This is a genomic window from Anaerofustis sp. LCP19S3_F7, from assembly GCF_052119445.1.
GTDB classification, from domain to species: domain Bacteria; phylum Bacillota; class Clostridia; order Eubacteriales; family Anaerofustaceae; genus Anaerofustis; species Anaerofustis butyriciformans.
Map to the genome: position 1 here is coordinate 340,856 of NZ_JBQKFF010000001.1, position 16,054 is coordinate 356,909.

Here is a 16,054-nt window from a genome sequence, read left to right on the forward strand (position 1 = left end):
ATGAGCGTAAAAATAGTTGTTGCCTGTGGAAGCGGTATTGCTACTTCAACTGTTGTTGAACAAAAACTTAAAGATATTGTAAGCGATAATAATCTAGATGTTAATTTTACAAAAACATCAATAAGTTCTTTAGAAGGAATTATAGATGATTTTGACCTTGCAGTAGTAACCAGTAAATTTAATATAGAAAATTCAAAAACTGAAGTGCTTTCTGCAACATCGCTTCTTACAGGAATAGGCGAAGATGAATTTGTGGAAAAATTTGTTAATAAAGTAAAAAATTTATAGTAACGTTTTTATTAATTAAAGGAGGAAAAAAATGGATACATTATTGGTAGTAGTAAAATATGTAACTGATTCTCTTGGAACAATGGTTGTTATGCCTTTATTCCTTATACTTTTAGGGCTTGCCTTTAGAATGAAATTATCTAAGGCTTTACGTTCAGGTTTACTTGTTGGTATCGGATTTCAAGGTATTAATCTTATAATAACTCTTCTTTCAAATGCCGTATCTCCCGCTGCAACGGCTTTGGCAGAAAAGGTAGGACTTAATTTTAATATTATTGACGTAGGTTTCCCAACAATTGGTACAGCGGCATGGGCAACTCCGATAGCTGCTCTTGTTATTCCAATTGCAATTTTAATTAATGTCATTATGCTTAGTTTAAAATTTACAAAAACTCTAAATATCGATATATGGAATATGTTCCACTTTATTCTTGCAGGAGGAATCGCATATTTAGTTTCAGGCAGTGTTGTTGTTGGTCTTATAGTTTCTGCGATATTCTCTATAATAACTCTTTTGCTTGCAGATTGGGATTCCAAAACATGGCAGGAGTATTTTGGACTTGAAGGAACCAGTTGTACTACTCTTGCAATAATGACAAGTGCAATTTGTTCTTTTATTGTGAATAAAGTTATAGACTTAATACCAAAAGTAAGAGATTTTGATATTAATCCCGCAAAAATAAATAAATTAAAGGGAATAAGCGATCCTATGTTTTTAGGTTTTGTAATTGGTATCGTAATAAGTTTAATAGGAGGACTTCCTGTTGCTCAAATTCTTAATACAGGTGTTGGAATTGCAGCTGCAATGGTTCTTCTTCCAAGAATGGTATCTCTTCTTATGGAAGGACTAGCTCCAATATCTTCTGCAGCATCAGCATTTACAAAGAAAAGATTTAAAGGAAGATCTCTATTAATTGGTATGGATTGTGCTCTTGGTATAGGAGATCCTACAGTTATTGCAGCATCAACAATTATGATTCCTTTTGCAATTTTACTTGCAGTTCTTCTTCCTGGAAACGGATTTTTACCTATAGTTTCTTTAACAGGTCTTACATATTTTTGTGTTCCTGCTGCGGCTTATTCTAAAGGGAATTTATTCAGAACAATAATTACAATGCTAATATTCTATACTTTGCATATATATGTTATAAATGCAATAAGTCCGCTAATTACCGAACTTGTACACTGGGCAGGTGTTGCACTTCCTGAAGGAGCTTCTCTTGTTGCAGGTGGAAATCCAGAACATGCATTATTATTAATCATTAAACCTGTTCTTTCTCTATTTGGACTTGCTAATTAAGGAGGTATATTATGGTAGAGGTACTTCTTGTTTCTAATAAGAATAAAGATGATGTTGATAAAATAATTGATATTATCTATAATTTAGGAAATGAGTTTTTTATTGAAAGCAACGTAACAGTGGTTGAAAGTGAAAATGCTGATAATATCAATTTTGATTATGATTTTGCAGTAACCTTAAATGATAAAATTCATTTAAGTAAAAAGACAATTGATGCTACTTCAATTATTCTTGATACATCAGCGGAAAAAACGAAAAAGGATATACAAAACCAACTTTTAAAAGCAAAAGCAACTCATAAAAGGTTAAGAGAAAGCGGGAATGAAATATGAAATATGATATTATCATAGAAAATGGTATGATAATTGATCCTTTGAGAAATATAGAGAAAAAGGAAGATATTTATATAATAAAGGATAAGATCGTAAATAAGCCAAGTAAAGATGAAAATATCTCATATAAGCAGAAGATAGATGCAAGTGGATGTTATGTTATGCCAGGGCTTGTAGAAAACCATACTCATATTTTTTACGGCGGAGGAGATGTAAACTTAAATCCCGATGTAATAATGCTTCCAAGCGGGGTAACTTCAGCGATAGATCAAGGATCTTCCGGTTGGTCTACGTTTGAATCCTTTTATAGAAATGTTATATTAACTTCCATGATGAATATAAAGTGTTATCTTAACGTTTCAAATACCGGACTTATAACCGAGGATTATTTTGAAAATATAGATCCAAAGTATTTTAATGAAGAAATGATAAAATATTATACAGATAAATATAAAGATACTATAATCGGTCTTAAAATAAGAATGGATCATAATTCGGTGAGAGGACTTGGGCTTAACCCATTAGAAAAAGCAGTTGAAATTGCAGATAAATTAAAATTACCTTTGTCTGTGCATGTTAAAAATTTACCTAACATAACTGAAATTGCAAATATCTTAAGAAAAGCTGATATATGGATTCACATATATCAGCAAAAAGGTCAGACTCTTTTTAATGAAAAAGGTGAAATTTATAAAGAAATTCTTAAGGCAAAAGAAAGAGGAGTTTTATTTGATGTTGCAAGCGGAAGAGGAAGTTTTTCATTTGATATGATTAACAAAAGCTTGAAACAAGGGTTTAAACCGGACTTATTAGGTACCGATCTTGTGACGTATAACGTATATGAACGTCCTATATTCTCTCTTCCTTATACAATGTCAATGTATTTAAATCTCGGTTTTTCTCTTATGGAGCTTGCTAAGATGTGTATAGAAAGACCTGCTAAAATGATGCATTTAGAGGATATATCTACGTTAAAAGAAAATACTGCAGCAGATATATGCATTATAAAAATAAAAGAAAAAGACTTTACGTTTAATGATAAATATGGCGGTACGCTTAACGCAGACAGATTAATTATTCCTTTGCTTACTTTAAAAGGTGGTAAGGTTGTTTATAGAAATATTGAATTTTAAAACGGCAGTATCTGCCGTTTTTTTTAAATTAATCAATCATTAATAAAATTTTAAGCATGGATTAAAATTTCTTGTGCTAAAATATAAAAAGACAAGGAGAAAAGATATGCCTAAAATATTAATAGTTGAAGATGATAATAAATTAAGGAATGAACTTGGTTTATATTTAAGTAATAACGGCTATGACGTTGATGAGATAACTGATTATAAAAACAGTGTAGATGTAATAATTAACAGTGACTCTGATTTGGTTTTACTGGATATAAATTTACCTATGATTGACGGAGAGTATATCTGTAAGGAAGTAAGGAAAACATCGGATATTCCAATAATAATGCTTACGAGCAGAACATCGGAAATGGACGAGCTTATATGTATAAATTATGGGGCAGATGATTATATTACAAAACCCTATAATCCAAGAATACTAATTGCGAGAATAGAAGCACTATTAAAAAGAGCAAATAAGAATGTAAGTGATACTATTTCTTATATGGGAGTTAGGGTAAATTTATCAAAAAGTACATTTACTTATAATGACAAAGAGTTTGATTTAAGTAAAAATGAACTTAAAATTCTACATTTTTTGATAAAAAACAAGTCTAAAATAGTATCCAGAGATTCTCTTATGGATTATCTTTGGGATAATAATGCATTTGTCGATGATAATACATTGACAGTAAATATAAACAGACTCAGAAGAAAACTTGAAAGCGCAGGGCTTGGACATTTTATAGAAACTAAAAGGGGGCAGGGTTATATAATATCATGAAGTTAAGAGATTATTTAAAAGATAGATCATTTAGCATAGGTTTATTTGTGTTTTTATTTTTCTTAACGGCTTTCTTTCTTTTTATATTTAAAGTAAGTGTAATACTAAAAATTAATATATTAATATTTTTGATAATTATACCTTCTATTTCTTTTATGATAGATTATCAAAAAAAGAAAATATTTTATAATAGGTTATATAGAAACTTAAAGAAGCTTGATAAGAAGTATCTTATAAACGAACTTATTGGCAGTGCGGATTTTCTTGAAGGAGAGATATTAAATGATGTTTTGTATACTGTAGATAAATCCATGTCAGAAAATGTTAATGAGTTTAAAAGAAAAAACGAAGATTTAGAAGATTATATAGAGCTTTGGTGTCATGAAATAAAAACTCCAATCGCAACATCTTCTATGATAATTGAAAATAACAGAAATGATGTAACGGAAAGTATAGAAGAGGAAATCGGTAAGATAGATAACCTTGTGGAACAGGTTTTGTATTATGCAAGATGTAAACACGTAGAAAATGATTATGTGATAAAGAAAGTGAATCTTGAAGATGTTGTAAAAACAGCTGTTTTAAGAAATAAAAAAGATTTTATACAACGTAAAATAAGTCTTGAAATAAACGGGCTTAATGTATATGTAAATTCCGATAGTAAATGGCTTGAATTTATAATAAATCAAATTATATTAAACAGCATAAAATATTCAAAAAAAGAAAAGGCAAAAATATGGATATACACCATAAAGAAAAAAGACTGTATACAATTATACATAGAGGATAACGGAATAGGAATAAAGAGAAGTGATCTTCCAAAAGTATTCGATAAAGGTTTTACAGGTGAAAACGGCAGAAAGGTATATAAATCAACCGGCATGGGGCTTTATATATGCAAAACCTTATGCGACAGCTTATATCATAAAATAGAAATTCTTTCACAGGAAAATGCAAAGACTGCCGTTATTATTACTTTTCCTCTAAGTTCTTATGTAAATATGAATGATTAAAAGGAATAAATTACTCCTTTTTTATATGTATTAATCATATGGAATATTACATAAAAATTTTACAAACAATAATTGTAAATTAATTATTTTTTTGTTGATTTTTTCCGTATTTTAATGTATATTATTTACTAATAAAAGGGAGTAGCTGGCACGTATAGTGTGTATGATATCGCCAATCTCGATAGATACTAAATCTATCCGTATCATAATGAAACAGCGAGACTTTTATTGTATATTAAAGTACAATAAAAGTCTCTTTTTTATTGTACGGTATGATTATGAAAGGAAAGAAAAGTATGGGTAATTATTACAATCAGGATTTTAATGATGTAAGAAAAGAAATTAATGGTACAACCGAAGGCTTAAGCAGTGAACAAGCTAAAAAAAATCAAGAAAAATACGGCTATAACGAATTAAGCGAAGGTAAAAAGAAAACTGTTTTACAAATTTTCCTTGAACAATACAAGGATTTCCTTGTTATTATTCTTATTGCTTCTGCAATAATATCGATGTTTCTAGGAGAAGTTGAAAGTGCGGCAGTAATTTTGGTTGTTATTACAATCAATGCAATTTTAGGAACTGTTCAAACAATAAAGGCAGAGCAGTCTTTAAACAGTTTGAAGCAGCTTTCATCGCCAAATGCAAAGGTAATGAGAGATGGTATTGTAATTGAAATACCAAGCAGAGAAGTTACCATAGGAGATGAAGTTCATCTTGAAGCAGGGGATTTTATACCGGCTGACGGTAGAATAATCGAATGTTCAAGTTTGAAAGTTGATGAAAGTGCTCTAACAGGTGAAAGCTTGGCAGTTGAAAAAACAGAGGAAACTTTAGAAGGTGAACTTCCTTTGGGAGATAGAAGAAATATGGTTTATTCCGGCAGTTTTGTAACTTACGGAAGAGCGAGCTTTGTTGTAACGGGTATTGCAATGGATACCGAAGTAGGTAAAATTGCAAGTATGCTTAAAAATACTCAGGAAAAGAAAACACCTCTTCAAGTAAACCTTGATAAATTTGGACAAAAACTTTCAATCGCAATTCTTGTATTATGTGCTCTTTTATTTGGGCTTCAAGTAGTACAAGGAGGAAATGTTACAGATGCATTCTTATTTGCGGTAGCTCTTGCCGTTGCTGCAATTCCTGAAGCATTAAGCTCTATTGTAACTATCGTTCTTGCTTTTGGTACACAAAAAATGGCAAAAGAAGGTGCTATTATTCGTAAACTTCAAGCTGTTGAAGGTTTAGGTAGTGTATCTATAATTTGTTCTGATAAAACAGGTACTTTAACACAAAATAAAATGACTGTTGAAAACTATTATGTAAATGAAAAAGATATAACTTCAGATAAGATAGATATACATGATAATTCACAGTCAAGTCTTCTTTTATACAGCATTCTTTGTAATGACTCTACAAATATTGATGGAAATGAAATCGGAGACCCAACAGAAACAGCTCTTATTAACTTAGGCGAAAAGTATGGTTATAGTGCTCTTAATTTAAGAAATAAATATCAAAGATTAAGTGAAATTCCTTTTGATAGTGATCGTAAACTTATGTCTACTTTAAATAATATTAAAGATACTTACGTTATGATAACAAAAGGTGCCATTGATGTTATTTTAGACAGAGCTACACACATAGTAAAAGATGGTAATACCGTAGAAATTACTGATGAAGATAAAGAAAAAATAGAAAAACAAAATATGGAATACTCAAGAAACGGTTTAAGAGTTCTTGGTGTATGCTATAAAAACTTTGATGAAGAAAAAACATTAGAACTTGAAGATGAAAACGGGCTTACTTTCCTTGGTCTTATTTCAATGATGGACCCACCAAGAGAAGAAAGTAAAGCAGCAGTTGAAGAATGTATCAAAGCAGGTATCAAACCTATTATGATTACAGGAGACCATAAAGTAACAGCTTCTGCAATCGCTAAGAGAATTGGTATTTTAAAAGATGAAAGTGAAGCTTGTGAAGGCAGTGTAATAGAAAACATGAGCGATGAAGAACTTAAATACTTCGTAGAAAACATAAGCGTGTATGCCAGAGTTTCTCCTGAACATAAAATAAGAATCGTTAGAGCTTGGCAGGAAAAAGGCAATATAGTTTCTATGACTGGGGACGGCGTAAATGACGCACCAGCATTAAAACAAGCTGATGTAGGGGTTGCAATGGGTATAACAGGTACAGAAGTATCAAAAGATGCATCATCTATGGTTTTAACAGATGATAACTTTGCAACAATCGTAAAAGCAGTTGAAAACGGAAGAAACGTTTATAATAATATAAAAAGAGCAATACAATTCCTTATTTCAGGAAACTTTGCAGCAATCCTTGTTGTTCTTTTTGCTTCTTTGGCAGCTCTTCCTGTTCCATTTGCTCCGGTACACCTACTATTCATAAATCTATTAACAGATTCTCTACCTGCAATTGCACTTGGTCTTGAACCTCATAATCCTGATGTTATGAATATGCCTCCAAGACCAAAAGATGAATCTATTATGAATAAGAAATTCTTAACAAGTGTGGGAACAGAAGGTTTTGTTATAGGAGTTATGACTGTTATAGCATTCTATATCGGATATCAAGACGGCAATGCACTTCTTGCAAGTACAATGGCGTTTGCAACACTTTGTTTATCTAGACTTGTTCATGGATATAACTGTAAAGCAATGAAGCCAGTACTTTTTACCAAGAGATTTTTTAACAATAAATATATGCAAGGAGCTTTTCTTATAGGTTTTGTTCTTTTAAATGCAGTATTATTAATACCTGCTATGCAAGGGTTATTCTCAGTTCAAACTCTTAATATGAGTCAATTATTTACAGTATATGGTCTTGCATTATTAAACTTACCTATAATTCAGTTATTAAAGAGAATAAGAAATTGTAAATAAATAATAAATAATAAAAAATCCTATGGTTATCCATAGGATTTTTTTATTCAAAATAAAATAATTCTTCAAATTTTTTATCAAGGGCAATTGCTAAAATCAAAGCGAGTTTTGCCGTAGGATTAAATTGTCCGGTTTCGATTGAACTTATTGTCTGTCTTGATACTCCTACCATTTTTGCAAGGTCGCTTTGAGATAATCCTTTTTCTGCTCTTGCGATTTTTAATCTGTTTTTTAATACTAATTCTTCGTTCATATTAATTTTACCAATAAAGTTTTTCTTAATTATAACATATTTTATCATTCATAATAATTTGCTTTTTATTTTTTATAATGAATAATATATTTAATTTGTTTATATAATCATTGTAAAATGCTCAACAAGATTTTTTATAAGAAAGATAACACATATTATCATAATTATAATAGAAGATTTTTCTTTAGTTTTTATATATTTATAAATATATTCTCCAAGGCAACCTGCCCAAAACATAGACATGATACCGCTTATATCTATATCATGAATAGTATCAAATATAATTATAATAACACCTACAATCATTAACATTAATAAATTTGCATTTTATGCATATGAGCTTATTTGTTTTTCTCTTTCATCTCTAACATTATTTTCTTTTCTGCTTTTTTCTAGTATTTCATTTTTATCCATTTTATTTCCCTCAAATATATTTATTATGGATTTAATATATCACTTTATGTATATAATATCAAGTATACTTGTCAAAATATCTATAAAACTTGTCATAAGCTTTTAATAAAAAACAGAGGCTTGACCTCTGTTTATAATAATCTTTGTATTTTTTTTGCTTCTTTTAATATTTCATCATAATCATATTTTTCTTTTACATCATCAATAGATTTTTCTTTTAATTTATTATCTTCATAGTATTTATGTATAACATCATAAATAGTTACTACATTATCTTCATAAGAAGCATTTATTTCTTTTTGCCAACCATTTATATCAAGGTTATTTAGCATTATGCAAAGTTGTGCACCTATAGAGTATAAAGATTGTTCACTTACGTAAGTAGCCGGTATTTCATCTTTGCTCATTTTTATGAACGTATTATAGAATGCAGTTTCTTTTTCTTCGTTGTCTTCTCCAAAGAAGATAAGGTTGTAAGGAGTTTCGGTTAATCTTGCCGCCCTTATGGCAACGTAAAAAGCACTTCCTTCGTAAGTTATTTTTTCTCTCTCGTCTTTAATGTATGTTTCGTTTAGTTTCTCTCTTTCTTTTTCTACCGTAACATATTCACTTATTAAAGTATTGAGTTTTTTTACATTTACATCGTCTTTGTTGCATTCTTTTCTTATATTGTCCATTATTTTGTATTCAATACCTATATAAGAAAGTTCTTTTGCCGTAAGAGCTACACTTGCCGGATTATCATATTTAGGCCAGTCTTTTTGAATGTAGTAGTTAAATGCCTGTTTAGTAAACATTGCTGAAAAAGCTTCGTTTGGATATTCTTTGTTATTAAAGCTTTTTGAATTATATTTAAAATAAAATACATTTTGACTTTTGGCAATAGTAAGCTCATCATTTTTTGATGAATAATTATTGTTTAGAGCTGATAAATAATCTTCTACATTATTAAATCTGTAAACACTGTCAAAATAAAATCCTTTTGGCATATTTACTTTTTTTACATTTTCATTTTCAATTCCTGCTATATTAATAGCAAAGTAGGAAATATCTTTATTTGTTTTATTCCCTTTATCATCACTTTCGTCTTTTCTTACAAGAAGTAAAGGTCTTTGTTTTAAATCAAGGTCCTGCCATATAACAGCTTTTGATTTATATAATACCTTATTTAATTCACTTAACATTTTTTTATCAGTATTGTCAAGTTCTGTATAGTTTATAGTTTTGCTGAATGATTGATAGTTTTTATTTTTGCACCCTGTTATATTAAGGCAAAGTAAAATACAAGTTAGCAAAACAAATATTCTAATTATACCTTTTTTCAATTCTATCCCTCCAATATATATATTTATACCACATAAAAAGCAAAAAGTCATTTTTTTTGTAATTTTAAAGAGTAAAAAGTCGTATTTTGTACGTTTATAATGTAATGATTACATAAAAAATGTTCATATAATTTTATTTTTGTAAGTTTTAAGTGTAGTTATATATGTCATATTTTTGACAAAAATATAAATAAGCTCTCAAACGTAAAATTTATGTAAAGTGAATGTAAAAAATGAGAATACTCTATATACATTTAATTTACATAAATTTACAATAAATATGCGTAATTTATACGAAAACTTTACATGAAAAAAATTAAAGGGAGAATGTATATGACAATATCGAATGTTATAAGTTTACTTGGAGGACTTGCTCTGTTTCTTTACGGTATGCAAATGATGAGTGGTGGTTTAGAGACTGCTGCCGGAGATAAAATGAAAAGCATACTGGAAAAACTTACATCAAATAGAATTATCGGTGTAATAGTAGGTGCTCTTATTACTGCAGTTATTCAATCTTCAAGTGCAACTACGGTTATGGTTGTAGGATTTGTAAATGCAGGAATGATGTCTCTTAGACAAGCTGTATGGATTATTATGGGGGCAAATATCGGTACAACAATAACCGGACAATTAATTGCTCTTGATATAGGTGCTATAGCTCCTGTTATTGCTTTCCTTGGGGTTGTAATGATAGTTTTCATTAAAAATCCAAAATCACACTGTATTGGTGAAATAATTGCCGGACTTGGTGTTTTATTCATCGGTATGGAAATGATGAGTAGTGCAATGATGCCTTTAAGAGAATCTGAAACTTTCATTAGCTTAATGACAAAATTCTCTAATCCTATATTTGGTATAATGGCAGGTGCTGTATTTACTGCAGTTATTCAGTCATCAAGTGCATCAGTTGGTATTCTTCAAGCACTTGCTTTAAACGGGCTTATAGGTTTAGATGGAGCAGTTTATGTATTATTTGGACAAAATATAGGTACTTGTATCACAGCTGTTCTTGCTTCAATAGGAACAAACAGAGAAGCAAAACAAACAACTGTTATCCACTTATCTTTTAATATTATAGGTACAGTTATATTTACAGTAATTTGTATGCTAACTCCTCTTACAAGCTTTGTTGGTTCATTTACACCAAACAATGCTGCGGCACAAATTGCAAATATGCATACATTATTTAACATTATAACAACACTTTTATTGTTACCTTTTGGTTCATATCTTGCAACATTTGCGGAAAAAATACTTCCTATCAAGGAAGAAGAAGAGCCGGAAGATTTATTGGAAAGTCCTCTTCCTACTCTTTCATATCAAATTGGTACATCTGCAATTTTAGTTGAACAAATAGAACACGAAATAAATAACATTCAAAGAATGGCATTTAAAAATATAAACGAAAGTCTTTCACAGCTTGTTGAATTTGATAAGCAGCGAGAAAAGAAACTTTTAAAAAGAGAAGAAAAAGTAGATGAGTTTAATTTAAAACTATCTGAATATATTACAGAAGCTCTTGGAATTGAACAAAATAGTGAAAACAGTTTTAAAATGAGTGTTTATTATCATTTGTTAATTGATATTGAAAGAATTTCAAATTATGCTGTAAGAATACAAAAATATAAAGAAAAAGTTGATTTAAACAGTGAGGAAAAAGATAGAATCGGGCAACTTCAAAACCTTATCTTTATGGCATCAAAAGATTTAAAAGATCTTAAAAAAGAAGAAGCGCAATATGCAAGAATTAAGGCTTTCTGTAAAGAAACAAAGAAACGTCAAATAATGAGAATGAAAGAAAAAAGCATTTCTTTTGAACTTACTTTATTTTTCTCTCAACTTGTAAATGATGTGGAAAGAATAAATGAACATATGTTTGCAATTGCAAGAGATTATGATATGATAACAGTTCATGAAGCGTAAATAATAAAAAGACCTGTGTTATTCACAGGTCTTTTATTTTGTAAAATGCATCTAAAAAGTTTTATTTACTAATTAGCTACATTATCAGTATCCATTTCTTTTATTATTTTTTTAAGACTTATCATAAACATTGTGCAAGTTGTTGCTATTGCAATTATGTCTGCTATTGGTTCTGCTAAAAATACTGCTTTAAGTTTATTATCCATTAAAGCCGGTAATATATAAATTAACGGGATAAGCAATATAATTTTTCTGAATATTGCAAGGAATGTTGATATTTTTGCTTTTCCAAAGGCGATAAAAGTCTGCTGACATGCAACTTGAGCACCCATAAATAAAAGAGCCGCCATATATATTTTAATAGCCCATAATGAGAGTTGTTCAAGATTTGGGTCTGAAGTAAAAATATTTATAAGTATTTTAGGGCAAAATTGTGAAACTGCCCAAAGTAAAGTCGAATAACAAAGACAACTTAAAAGAATTAACTTAAATCCTTTCTTTATTCTTTCTTTGTTTCTTGCTCCGTAGTTATAGCTTATTATAGGTTGTCCTCCCTGGGTAATACCTTGAAGAGGTAACATTGCAAATTGCATTATGCTTGATAAAATTGTCATTGCACCTACAGCCAAGTCCCCTCCGTATTTAAGAAGTGAAGAATTAAAACAAAGAACAAGTACGCTTTCTGTGCTTTGCATTATGAAAGGAGCTACTCCAAGTGCAACAGATGGTAGTATAATGTTTTTATCTAATTTAAAGTTTTTCTTTTTTAATTTTAATATTGTATTATTTCCCGTTATAAACTTAAATGCAAATAATGCACTTAAGGCTTGAGATATTACAGTTGCGGTTGCAGCACCTTCTACACCCATATTCAAACCAAAAATAAAAATAGGGTCAAGAATAATATTTGTTACTGCGCCGATTAAAACCGTAAGCATGCTTATTTTTGAGAAACCCTGTGCTGATATAAAAGCGTTAAGCCCAAGAGTAAGTTGAACAAATATTGTTCCTATGGCATATATTGTTATATAGTTTGATGCGTATGTTATGGTATTTTCGCTTGCCCCAAAAAGGTAAAGAAGTGGGGTTTTGAATATAAGCATAATTAGGGATAAAATAACTGATACTATTACTAGTGAACTAAAACAGTTACCTAATATTTTTTCAGCTGTTTCATTGTCTTTTCTTCCCATAAATATGCTTGCTCTTGGAGAACCTCCAACTCCAAATAAATAAGCAAAAGCGGAAACTATCATTATAAGAGGAAAACATACTCCAACTCCCGTCAGAGCCGTTGCTCCAACCTCTGGGATATGCCCTATGTACATTCTGTCTACCATGTTATACAAAGCATTTACTATTTGAGATATAATAGCAGGTAAAGCCAAAATCATAAGCAATCTGCCAACGGGTTCTTTCCCAAGATCAACTTCTTTAGACATTTTTATCTTCATAGTTTTTTGCCCTTTCTTCAAAGATATTTAATATTTTTTTTATTGTTTTTTCCATTTGATTTATTTCGTCAATGGAAAGTTCTTTTAAAATAATTTTGTCCATTTCTTTTTTTGTATCTAAAATTTGTTTTATTATTTTATCTGATTTTTTTGAAAGAATTATTCGCTGAATTCTTTTATCCTCATCGTCTGGTTTAATTTTTATTAAATCCTTTTTTAAAAGTGCATTTATGCTTCTGCAAACAAGACCTTTTGATACATCAAGATATTTACATAATTTTTTTGATGTATTTTTTTTAGGATTATTGTTTAAAAAAATCAAGACGTTTATTTCATTTGGAGAAAAAGAGTCATCCTCTAACATGTTAGTGAATGATTTTGCGTAAACTTTTCTTATATTTGCAAAATGCTTTAATACTTTTTCTATATTCGTTAAATACATAAATATTCCCCCTTATTAGTTTACTTGTAAACTAATTGATTATTATTTTATCACTATTGTTTTTTTTGTCAATATAAAAGACATTTTTATTATGTAAATATATGCTTGTAAAAAGGTTTTTAATTGTTGTAAAATATTCATGAAAAATAGTAGAATTTATATTTTATAATAGTTTGATAGTAATCGGGGAGAGGGTTTTATATGTTAAATAAAATTTTATTGAAAATTAAAAGTGAATTTATACTTTTTGTATCTTTTATAGTTGCTTTAATATCGGTTTTTTTTGTTCCAATTTCAAAAGATTATGTTTCTTATATTGATTTTAAGGTGCTTGCGGTTTTATTTTCATTAATGATTGTAATAGAGGGGCTTCAAAAGCATGGTTTTTTTACTTCCTTTGCTCAAAGACTTTTATATGGAAAAAAACGTCTTAGATTATTATATTTAATTCTTGTTTTGCTTCCATTTATAAGCTCTATGTTTATAACAAACGATGTAGCTCTTATAACGTTTGTTCCTTTTTGTGTTTTAATACTTAAAATGATAAATAAACAAGAGTATTTAATATGGACCATAGTAAATCAAACTATTGCAGCTAATCTCGGAAGTATGGCAACTCCTATAGGAAATCCTCAAAATCTATATTTATACGGTAAATTTTCCTTGAGTTTTGGAGGGCTTGTTTCTATTATTTATCCTTATGTGTTACTTAGTTTAATATATCTTTTACTAAGCTGTCTATATATAAAAGATGAAGTAATAAGTGTAAAATTTGATAAATACTTTACTTTTGACATAAAGCAGACTGCTATTTTTATAGTGTTGTTTTTAATATGTCTTTTATCAGTTTTTAATATATTGGATTATAAGATACTTTTGGTTATTATTGTTTTAGCCATACTGATATTTGATAAAAAACTTTTAAGATATGCAGACTATTCACTGATTTTAACATTTGTATGTTTTTTTGTATTTGCCGGAAACATAAGCAGAATTCCTCAAATTAATGATTTTATATCTTTACTTATGGAAAAAAATGCTCTTGTTACTTCTATAATTACAAGTCAAATAATAAGTAATGTTCCCTCAGCACTTTTGCTTTCTGTGTTTACAAACAATTATCAGGCTTTGATTTTAGGTTGTAACATTGGAGGACTTGGAACATTAATTGCTTCTCTTGCAAGTTTGATTTCCTTTAAGATATATTTAAAATCCGAAAAGGTAGAAGCAAAGAAATATATTATAACATTTACTATTCTTAATGTTATTTTACTTGTTTTATTTACAATAATTGCACTTGTTTTATGATATAATTATTAATCTTATATAAAAAAAGAATAAATAATGTTATATTTATTCTTTTTATTTATTAAAAAGTGGAACTTTTTAGTAAATTGGTTTATAATAATTTAAAAATTTACATAGGAGTCATGTATGGATAATATAATTGATTCAATAATAATGTTTGTAGATAATTTGGCGCTTCCAATATCCTTAAATACGATATTATCAAATCATATTATACCTATTATAAGTAATGTTTTGGTTATGGGATTTATATGGATTGTAGCAAGTATATTCTTATATTTTTATACAAGAGATAAAAGAGTTTCTATTTTAATCATTATCGGGCTTTTCCTTTGCTCTATAGTGGGCAATGAAGTTATGAAACCTGTTTTATTTCATTTTAGAGAATTCTTAAGCACAAACGGTGTTGGAATATATCTGCCTGAAATTGGAAGATATACTTTTCCTTCTGGATATATAATGATGTGCGCAAGCAGTACCGTTTTAATTTATTATACTAATAAACAGTTTGGTTTATATGCACTTTGTATTACTGGCTTGGTTGCATTTTTAAGACTTTATATAATCACAACTTATCCAGTTGATTTCTTTATAGGTCTTGGGCTTGGAATAATTATAGGAGCATTCCTTGTTTTATTCTTAATGAAAAAGAAAAAAGAGTATGAAGAAATTGAAGATTTAAGTGATAAATTTCACTTTTAAATTATGTAAAATAAAAATTAAAAAAAATATAAAAATAGTATTGACAAGATATATATGGTTATACTATAATATATCGTGCTGACGCGGGGTGGAGCAGTTGGCAGCTCGTCGGGCTCATAACCCGGAGGTCGCAGGTTCAAGTCCTGTCCCCGCAACCAAAATGTAAATATGGCGGGATAGCTCAGTTGGCTAGAGCACACGGTTCATACCCGTGGTGTCGTAGGTTCAAATCCTATTCCCGCTACCATATATATGGCCCCTTGGTCAAGCGGTTAAGACGTCGCCCTTTCACGGCGAAAACAGGAGTTCGATTCTCCTAGGGGTCACCAATTTGAGATATAACTACCGTAACGGTAGTTTTTTATTTATATAGTTTAATAATAGGGTGTATGTAAATAGAAAGTTTAAAAGTTTTTATTTTATAATTAAGAAATTTTATTCTTCTAATCTCCATTCTATATAAGTATGACTATTAAAATAAAAAAGTATAGT

The 16,054-nt window shown here is 29.3% G+C and carries 14 protein-coding genes, 3 tRNA genes and 1 pseudogene; 13 read left to right on the forward strand and 5 right to left on the reverse strand.

The window, feature by feature from the left end:
* The 7 genes from ACTQYZ_RS01755 (at position 1) to ACTQYZ_RS01785 (ending at position 7,738) form a co-directional block, all read left to right on the forward strand.
* Positions 1 to 288, forward strand: coding sequence for a PTS galactitol transporter subunit IIB (locus ACTQYZ_RS01755; protein WP_138268431.1), 288 nt, complete (start codon positions 1 to 3; stop codon positions 286 to 288).
* A gap of 31 nt (positions 289 to 319) precedes the next feature.
* The gene (locus ACTQYZ_RS01760) at positions 320 to 1,588 is read left to right on the forward strand and encodes a PTS galactitol transporter subunit IIC (protein ID WP_441020959.1); all 1,269 of its coding nucleotides are present in this window, start codon (positions 320 to 322) and stop codon (positions 1,586 to 1,588) included.
* An 11-nt stretch (positions 1,589 to 1,599) separates the two neighbouring features.
* The gene (locus ACTQYZ_RS01765) at positions 1,600 to 1,920 is read left to right on the forward strand and encodes a hypothetical protein (RefSeq protein WP_441020957.1); all 321 of its coding nucleotides are present in this window, start codon (positions 1,600 to 1,602) and stop codon (positions 1,918 to 1,920) included.
* Entirely contained in the window at positions 1,917 to 3,053 is a 1,137-nt protein-coding gene (locus ACTQYZ_RS01770; protein ID WP_441020955.1) for an amidohydrolase family protein, read from the forward strand. Before ACTQYZ_RS01765 ends, ACTQYZ_RS01770 begins: the two co-directional genes overlap by 4 nt.
* Before the next feature lie 106 nt (positions 3,054 to 3,159).
* Complete coding sequence (locus ACTQYZ_RS01775; protein WP_138268435.1) at positions 3,160 to 3,825, forward strand: response regulator transcription factor; 666 nt, start codon at positions 3,160 to 3,162, stop codon at positions 3,823 to 3,825.
* Entirely contained in the window at positions 3,822 to 4,838 is a 1,017-nt protein-coding gene (locus ACTQYZ_RS01780) for an ATP-binding protein (protein WP_441415907.1), read from the forward strand. The genes ACTQYZ_RS01775 and ACTQYZ_RS01780 overlap by 4 nt, the downstream gene beginning before the upstream one ends.
* A gap of 296 nt (positions 4,839 to 5,134) precedes the next feature.
* On the forward strand, positions 5,135 to 7,738 hold the full coding sequence (locus ACTQYZ_RS01785) for a calcium-translocating P-type ATPase, PMCA-type (protein ID WP_441021406.1): 2,604 nt from the start codon (positions 5,135 to 5,137) through the stop codon (positions 7,736 to 7,738).
* A 43-nt stretch (positions 7,739 to 7,781) separates the two neighbouring features.
* Here the strand turns inward: ACTQYZ_RS01785 and ACTQYZ_RS01790 are convergent, their stop codons facing one another.
* The 3 genes and pseudogenes from ACTQYZ_RS01790 to ACTQYZ_RS01800 all read right to left on the reverse strand — a co-directional run bounded on the left by ACTQYZ_RS01790 (position 7,782) and on the right by ACTQYZ_RS01800 (position 9,730).
* Positions 7,782 to 7,991 carry a helix-turn-helix transcriptional regulator gene (locus ACTQYZ_RS01790; RefSeq protein WP_138268457.1) on the reverse strand — a complete coding sequence of 70 codons (210 nt, stop codon included), beginning with the start codon at positions 7,989 to 7,991 and terminating at the stop codon, positions 7,782 to 7,784.
* A 99-nt stretch (positions 7,992 to 8,090) separates the two neighbouring features.
* Positions 8,091 to 8,405 (reverse strand): annotated as a pseudogene (locus tag ACTQYZ_RS01795) (DUF6442 family protein).
* A gap of 131 nt (positions 8,406 to 8,536) precedes the next feature.
* Positions 8,537 to 9,730 carry a hypothetical protein gene (locus tag ACTQYZ_RS01800; protein ID WP_441020949.1) on the reverse strand — a complete coding sequence of 398 codons (1,194 nt, stop codon included), beginning with the start codon at positions 9,728 to 9,730 and terminating at the stop codon, positions 8,537 to 8,539.
* 333 nt (positions 9,731 to 10,063) lie between these two features.
* Between ACTQYZ_RS01800 and ACTQYZ_RS01805 the strand changes: the two genes are divergently transcribed.
* Positions 10,064 to 11,656 (forward strand): Na/Pi cotransporter family protein, encoded by a 1,593-nt coding sequence (locus ACTQYZ_RS01805; protein WP_441020947.1) that lies wholly within the window; start codon positions 10,064 to 10,066, stop codon positions 11,654 to 11,656.
* Between the two features lie 68 nt (positions 11,657 to 11,724).
* Here ACTQYZ_RS01805 and ACTQYZ_RS01810 read toward each other — a convergent pair whose 3' ends face one another.
* The gene (locus ACTQYZ_RS01810) at positions 11,725 to 13,104 is read right to left on the reverse strand and encodes an MATE family efflux transporter (RefSeq protein ID WP_441021405.1); all 1,380 of its coding nucleotides are present in this window, start codon (positions 13,102 to 13,104) and stop codon (positions 11,725 to 11,727) included.
* Positions 13,091 to 13,552: a MarR family winged helix-turn-helix transcriptional regulator gene (locus ACTQYZ_RS01815; protein WP_441415908.1), complete on the reverse strand. Its 462-nt coding sequence runs from the start codon at positions 13,550 to 13,552 to the stop codon at positions 13,091 to 13,093. The genes ACTQYZ_RS01810 and ACTQYZ_RS01815 overlap by 14 nt, the downstream gene beginning before the upstream one ends.
* Before the next feature lie 201 nt (positions 13,553 to 13,753).
* Between ACTQYZ_RS01815 and ACTQYZ_RS01820 the strand changes: the two genes are divergently transcribed.
* The 5 genes from ACTQYZ_RS01820 (at position 13,754) to ACTQYZ_RS01840 (ending at position 15,891) form a co-directional block, all read left to right on the forward strand.
* The gene (locus tag ACTQYZ_RS01820; RefSeq protein WP_441415909.1) at positions 13,754 to 14,860 is read left to right on the forward strand and encodes an SLC13 family permease; all 1,107 of its coding nucleotides are present in this window, start codon (positions 13,754 to 13,756) and stop codon (positions 14,858 to 14,860) included.
* Positions 14,861 to 14,986: 126 nt separating this feature from the next.
* The gene (locus ACTQYZ_RS01825) at positions 14,987 to 15,562 is read left to right on the forward strand and encodes a hypothetical protein (RefSeq protein ID WP_329381693.1); all 576 of its coding nucleotides are present in this window, start codon (positions 14,987 to 14,989) and stop codon (positions 15,560 to 15,562) included.
* Positions 15,563 to 15,644: 82 nt separating this feature from the next.
* Positions 15,645 to 15,720: transfer RNA gene (locus ACTQYZ_RS01830), tRNA-Met, on the forward strand.
* Between the two features lie 12 nt (positions 15,721 to 15,732).
* Positions 15,733 to 15,809, forward strand: a tRNA-Met gene (locus ACTQYZ_RS01835).
* A gap of 7 nt (positions 15,810 to 15,816) precedes the next feature.
* Positions 15,817 to 15,891: transfer RNA gene (locus ACTQYZ_RS01840), tRNA-Glu, on the forward strand.
* Positions 15,892 to 16,054: the final 163 nt, after the last annotated feature.